We start from the raw sequence: 7,059 nt of genomic DNA, 5'->3' as shown, positions 1-7,059 counted from the left end.
GCGCAAACACGTCAGGAACGGGATGCTGTCACCCGTCGAGTTCGAACGGCAGCAGGAAATGTAACCCGAGGGTGTCCACGAAACTCGGGGCTATTCACCTTTTGGATGAAAATTACCCCTCAAACGGGGTCCCTATTCCATGAAAAATCACAACGGCGACGGGCGGGGCTCAATAGTTTCCCGAGGCAGCCTCTTTGAGGATCAACTTCTCAAGCGTCAGGTCCGACACCCCCTTGCGCAGCCGGTCATTCTCTTTCTCGAGCTCCTTCAGCCGCTTAACTTGGTCGCCTTTCAAGCCACCAAATTCCTTGCGCCAGCGATAATACGTGAACTGCGTCACGCCGATCGTGCGAACCGCTTCGCCGACCGATCGGCCTTGCGACAACAACACATCAACTTGGCGCAGCTTCGCGACGATCTCTTCGGGCTTGTGCTTCTTCTGGGGCATTACAACGTCCTCTCTCAGGCTCAATAGCCTACTTCACAGAGGACCACTTTTCAGGGGGCAGACCACCGGATGGTTACGGTCAATTGCCAGAATATGCACGTCTGACATGGTCTCCTCCTTCGATAGCGCCGCCAATGCACAGATGACATCATACAATGCCGGACGAAGGGGCATCCATCGCATCAGTTCATAAAAATCAGTTGACCCGTACCTTACGTCATACCTTATCGGACCTTCATCCTCTGAGAATGTCTAACTTCGATTGAAGTTCATGTCTGGCTTGGATGGTTGGAAAGTAGGGCTGTGATGTTGCGAAGATCTCTGATGCTTCCTACTGCATGATTATTGTGTGGAGAGTGTAATGTTCGATCATCTAGACATGCTTGATGGGAAGCATGTTGAGATTGTTGTCGATGCAATTGCCAGCGATCGCATAGGGTGCTCAATCCAGGATATTCGATCCGCACTCGCACCAAATGAAATGCTGTATGGGGAGTGCCTGGCGAGACTATTTGGTTCAGATGGCCGCATCTATTCAGCAGGCGATTTCGTTCCGTGCCTCGATGCATTACGGGAAATGCCGATCCTTGATCGACATATGCTCAGGCTGGTTCTAGATCTACTTGAAGCGAATCCGACCTTCGATTTGGGGTGCAACTTGTCGGCAGACAATTTTGCCAATGAGACTGCATGGAATGCCATCCGAGAGCAGATTCAACACCGGGCTCATCTTGCATCGAGGCTAGTCTTGGAAGTGACCGAGACACAGGGCCTGAAAGATTTGACATTCTGTGCAGAAATGATCGCCGAAATACGGAGCCTTGGTTGCCGTGTGGCACTTGACGATTTTGGGGTTGGCTTCGCAACTCCGGGGCTTCTCCAGCGGGTCGATTTTGATATCGTCAAGCTCGACCAGACCTTCCTTCACAATATTCGCCCTTCGCGCGATGCGCGGAGTAGCCTACAGAATATTGTCGGCTTTGCATCCAGCTTCGCTCCCGTTGTCGTGGTCGAAGGTGTGGAGACCGATGCGCAGGCCGATGCCGTACGAGCGGCCGGTGCATCGCATATTCAGGGGTACTTATATTCTATGCCTACTCTGAGTGACATCAGACTCCCCAAACGGCCAAGATGATATGAATATTGTCTATAAAGATAATCTGGCTTGAGTTTTGTTGGCAAAATGGGGAACTCAGAGAGAATTAGGAACGGAAGCACATTTTGTCTGATGTTAATTTTTTCGGCAATTCCCACGTGTATCCATGGTCGAATCGTTGCAGTAATAATGGATGTTAAACTTCGAGTTACGACTCTGGAGCCACTTCGGTCGCTGCTAGAGATGAGCGGCTCGTCGGTCAAGTCATATGCCACCTTCTGCGTTTCGCGGAGCCATAGGTTGAAAACTGCAAGATATGCTGGGCATTTCGCGATACGCGACTGGCAGAAGGATACCGGAATTTTGGCAGACAATGAGTAGGTATATGCATTTCTACGGCTCAAAGAAATTCCAGAAAGTTATTGTCGTACTGGTCACGTTACTTGGGGGCCCTTCCGCAGCTGCTGGCGACCGAGATGAGAATAGAGAGCCAGCGCCTTCATTTCCGGCGGGAGCTTCGTCAGTCAGCGAAAGGTATGGAAGCTGGACAGTGTCATGCACATTTGCCGATGAAAGAAGACAATGTTTTGTCTGGCAAACACAAACGCAACAAGAAACTGGCCGGCCTGTTCTCGATGTCAGGATCTCTGTTGGTAACGAGAACAATGCCTACGAGGGTGAAATCACACTACCATTTGGCCTCGATTTTTCTATCGGAGTGAGAACTCAAATTGACGATAAGGAAATTGGGAGTCCGCTTTTGTTTCAAACGTGCCTTCCAGGAGGCTGCGTTGTGCCATTGTCGTTGGACCGAGTTGCGCTAGAGGCAATGCGTAATAGTCGTGATTGGAAATTGTCAGCTGTTTCCATCGAAGATCAGTATATTCCGTTCAAGATATCTTTGGTGGGTTTTGGCATGGCAATTGATCGGGCAGCAGAATTGGTAACTCGTAAATGATAGTGAGCGGGCGATCGTGATCAGCCCCACTAAGTAGTCCAGTTTGATTGTTAGTGCATGGCCGGTCTTCTGTTCATCGGGGCGTCCCCCGATTCGAGTCAATATCAACAGGGGTTGCAAAATGAAACTAAACAGGTGGCCAGGAACCCAAGCACAAAAACAATGCCGGTCGACAGTCGACGGCGTCACCCGTGACAGGTCACGCGTGGGCGGTTTGCGAGAACCTCTGCTGGTCGGTAAGGCAACAGCGGCATTGCTAATCGGCCTATCCTCGGGAGCGTTGGCCCAACAAGCAGGTCAATATTTCAAAGCCGACGGTAGTCGCACTAACGAGCTAGAGGCTGCTGCTCAAAGCTGGCGCGGCGACAAGGAATTTCAGGGCAATTGGGGTCTTGGCGCCATCAAGGCCGAATACGCCTATGCAAAAGGGTTCACCGGGAAGGGGTTGAGGGTCGGCCTCGTCGATTCCGGTATATTGTCGTCGCATCGGGAATTCATGAACCGCCTAACCACAGTGACGGTCGCGGGACGGTACCACGCCGACGGGTCGATCTATGAGAATAGCGGCGCCTTCGCCAAGAACCAAAGCTTTCTCGTTAGTGGCGAATATGACAAGACCATCAATGACGCGCATGGAACCAAGATGGCTGGGCTGTTGGGTGCCGCGCGCGACGGCAGTGTCATGCATGGGCTGGCGTTCGACAGCAAACTTCTGTTCACCAACACCAATGGCAACGACGGGGCGATTTACGGGCCCAACCAAGACTACAATTATTTCAAGCAGGCCTATGGCAAACTGGCGGATGGCGGCGTCCGGATCATCAACAGCAGCTGGGGCACGCCGCCCTCGGTCGATGATTACGATTCGATCGAAGGCGTGGCAAAATCCTTTTTGAGCTATCAGGACAGGAAAACCTGGCTCGACGCAGCGATCGAGACGGCCAAGCGGGATGTGGTCATGGTCTGGTCGGCCGGCAATGGTGGCGCAGCCAATGCTAGTATACGCTCGGCAATGCCCTATTTCCGGCCCGAGTTGGAAGGGCTTTGGCTCGTGGCATCAGGCTATGACGAGGCCGTCGCACAGGTCTATAACAAATGCGGTCTATCCAAATGGTGGTGCATGATGGGGCCTTCGGGCATGCCCTCGACCATGACGGATGGCGGCTATAGCGACAACGCCAACGGAACCTCGGCCTCTGCGCCTAACCTGTCGGGGGCCTTGGCCCTGACCATGCAGCGCTATCCCTATATGAGCAATGCGCAGGCGCTCAGCGTGCTGAAGACCACGGGCCAGATCATGGTCGAGGACCCGAACGGCAAAAAGGGTCAAAGAGGCAAGAATACCTATGGGGACCTGACATTCGTCAAATCCAGCGACGCAAAGGTTCCCAATGAGTTGGGCGGCTGGGGCGTGCCGAATTTGCAGAAAGCGATGAACGGTCCGGGGCAGTTTCTGGGCCAGTTTGAGGCGAATCTGCCGGCTGGCCTGACGGACACTTGGTCGAACGATATCTCGGACGCTGCCTTACAGCAGCGACAGGCGGAAGAGTTGGCTGAGATCGAGGAATGGACAGATCATAAGGCAGAGTTGGAAAGCAAGATAGAGACGATTCCAGAGTTCGTTGCACCTACGACCGACGATATCGCCGCAATAGAACAAGCTCGTGCGTTGCTGAAGGCGGCAGTCGATCTCAATTACGCGGATACCTACGATTCGGCAGATTTCGATGCCGCGATTGAGGCGCTGGAGGCAGACCCGATGGGACGACAATTGCTGGCAGCTTATGAAGCCACGGATCCAGTTTGGAGATATCGCTACAGCACGCGCGGGGATTACGAGAGCTTCATTGACGAGCGCAGCGACACCGAGCTGGCTGAAAGCCTTGCCAACGCTGGTCGCAACAACATTATCGCGGCCAACGATGCGATCAACCTTGAGATTGAGACTAGCCAGATAAGGGTAAACCAGTTGTCGCAAAAGACCAATGCTGACTATCTGGGCGGCCTTGTGAAGTCCGGTGATGGCGTGCTCAAGCTGTCCGGCAATAACACCTATCGTGGCGACACGACGATTAACGGCGGCTTGCTCATCGTGGATGGATCATTGGTGTCCAGGACTGTCATCAATGGTAGCGGCACCCTTGGCGGTATTGGATCGGTTGGGCAGTTGTTGGCAAAGAAAGGCGGCATAGTCTCCCCAGGCAATTCGATTGGTACCCTGACAGTGAAGAGGGCAGGCGCTGTTGGCGAGGATGCCGGCAATGCAACCTTTGAAAAGGGTTCGGCACTTGCCATCGAAGTCGCTGCAGACGGACGTTCTGACAAACTGGTGGTCGAGGGCAAAACAACGCTGCTTGGCGGCGTTGTGCAGGTTTCGTTGGAAAATGACGGGGGTCCTGCAAGTGCTGCGGAACTGGCCGCACTCTCGGGCAACCGCTATACGGTTCTGACTTCAGGCGGCGGTGTTAGCGGGAGGTTCGATGAAGTCGCTGCGTACTACAGGTTCATCGACACCTCCATGATTTACGGTGTGGACTTCGCTGATCTAACGATCAACCGGCGTGCTTTTGCCGATGCGGCGGATACCTTCAACGAGGAGGAAACCGCTAAAGCGGTTGAGGCACTGGGCGGTGGCAATGAGGTCTATGAAAAACTCCTGGGCCTGACCATCAACGACGACGTGTCAGCAACTCTGGCAGGGTTCTCGGGTGAGATTCATGCTTCGCTCAAGAGCGTTCTAATTGAAGATGGACGCTTCCTGCGTGACGCCGCCGACAGCCGCGTGCGCGCCACGCTTGGCGGCATCGTCACCGCCACGGCGGCGAACAGCCTTGAGGACGACAACCCTCTTGCTCCGGCGATCTGGGGGCAGGCTTTCGGCTCGTGGGGGGCGTTCGGCAGCGATGGCAATGCCGGCGATTTGGATCGCGACATCGGCGGCTTCATCGCCGGCGTTGATGGCGACGTCGCCAACAATTGGCGGCTAGGTCTGGTGGCCGGCTACGCCCGCAGCTCGCTCGATGCCGCTGTTGCTTCCGCTGACATCGACAGCTACCAGATCGGCCTCTATGGCGGCACGCGGTGGGATGCAGTCGGGTTGAGCTTCGGTGCAGCCTATGGCCACCACGACATCGACACGACGCGGTCAACACTGGCCGGTGCCACCACCGGCAATTACAGAGCCGACAGCGTACAGATCTTCGGCGAAGCGGGATACACTTTTGATATCGCCGTTGCTGCGATCGAGCCCTTCGTCGGTGTGGCGAACACGCATTTGGAAACGGACGACTTTGACGAGGATGGCAGGGCAGCAGCGCTGTCCGGCCTTGGCGACTCGACTGATGTGACGACCACGACACTAGGGTTGCGTGCGTCGCGTCAATTCTCGCTCGGCAACGGCTCGGTGGTGACGGCCTCCGGCATGATTGGCTGGCGGCGTGCCTTTGGCGATGTTACACCCGGTGTGGTTCTCGCATTTGTCGACGGAGGTCCCTTCCTCAATAATGGCTTGCCAGTCGCCGAGGACGCGGTTGTGCTGGAAGCCGGCTTCGAGGTCGACCTTTCTGCGAAAGCCAGAATGGGTCTTCACTACAATGGCCAGGTCAGCGATGATTTCGTCGATAACTCCGTCAAGGCAAACCTGAGCGTCAAGTTCTAGGCTGAATCGACATTCAACGCATCTGACCTGAGCCCCGACATCCCTCCAGTTGTTTGGAGTGTGATTTTTCATGGAATAGGGACCCCGTTTGAGGGGTAATTTTCATCCAAAAGGGACCCCTGAGACACAGGGGCATCAGACTGCCTCCGATTGTCATCGGAGGCATTTGTTTTTGGATGTTGGTTGTGGAAACGATCGCGAAGATACGCCGTGCCTATTTTGTCCATGGGAAGCGGGCGTGCAAGATCCTTGGCTGTTGCCGCATGACGATGCGCTATCAGACCAGGAGAACCGACGACGTGGTTCTGCGCGAGCGGATGAAGGCGATTGCCCATGAGCGGCGACGGTTCGGCTATCGACGGCTACACGTCCTGCTGCGCCGCGAAGGGCATGTGGTCAATCATAAGCGCCTGTTCCGCATCTACCGGGAAGAGAGGCTGTCGGTACGTCGACGAGGTGGCCGGAAACGGGCAATGGGCACAAGGCGGCCGATGCTGATCCCCATGGCCCCGAACGAGAGATGGTCGCTCGACTTCGTCTCGGACCAGTTGACCGACAGCCGGCGCTTCCGGGTCCTGACAATCGTGGATGACTGCACCCGCGAGTGTCTGGCCTTGGTCGCCGACACATCGCTCTCGGGTCTTCGCGTAGCCCGCGAACTGGAAGCGCTCCTGGCACGGCGCGGCAAGCCGAAGATGGTGGTCAGCGATAACGTCCTATATCGGGAAGATTTGGCTGCTTAGGTCAGCAGGTCATGGGGCATCCGGTGTCCCGGATGCCCTGATATGGTTGCCCAAGCGGTCTCCGCCGTCAAGAAGCGGTCTCTCCCATAGCAAACACAGGGTACGCACGATTGCGGCCCTCACCGTCCTTAAGACGAGATCCAAATTCCCAAGCGG

Annotated in this window: 3 protein-coding genes and 2 pseudogenes; 4 read left to right on the top strand and 1 reads right to left on the bottom strand. The window is 55.3% G+C overall.

Annotated elements, in window-relative coordinates; all coding sequences use genetic code 11:
• Nucleotides 1–152 precede the first annotated feature (152 nt).
• A pseudogene (locus AC07E3_RS21145) lies at nucleotides 153–448 on the bottom strand (transposase); the annotation flags it as partial.
• Nucleotides 449–809: 361 nt separating this feature from the next.
• Here AC07E3_RS21145 and AC07E3_RS21140 point away from each other — a divergent pair.
• The 4 genes and pseudogenes from AC07E3_RS21140 to AC07E3_RS21125 all read left to right on the top strand — a co-directional run.
• Nucleotides 810–1,583, top strand: a complete 774-nt coding sequence (locus tag AC07E3_RS21140; RefSeq protein ID WP_478364669.1) for an EAL domain-containing protein — start codon at nucleotides 810–812, stop codon at nucleotides 1,581–1,583.
• Nucleotides 1,584–1,929: 346 nt separating this feature from the next.
• On the top strand, nucleotides 1,930–2,502 hold the full coding sequence (locus AC07E3_RS21135) for an invasion associated locus B family protein (protein WP_478364667.1): 573 nt from the start codon (nucleotides 1,930–1,932) through the stop codon (nucleotides 2,500–2,502).
• 121 nt (nucleotides 2,503–2,623) lie between these two features.
• A complete protein-coding gene (locus AC07E3_RS21130) occupies nucleotides 2,624–6,160 on the top strand; it encodes an autotransporter domain-containing protein (RefSeq protein ID WP_478364665.1) in 3,537 nt (1,178 codons plus the stop codon).
• 230 nt (nucleotides 6,161–6,390) lie between these two features.
• Nucleotides 6,391–6,873, top strand: a pseudogene (locus tag AC07E3_RS21125) (DDE-type integrase/transposase/recombinase); the annotation flags it as partial.
• Nucleotides 6,874–7,059 lie beyond the last annotated feature (186 nt).

Source organism: Nitratireductor lacus (genome assembly GCF_056431025.1).
Note: the sequence above shows the minus strand (reverse complement) of the source record. Positions and strands in the feature narration are given on the sequence as shown.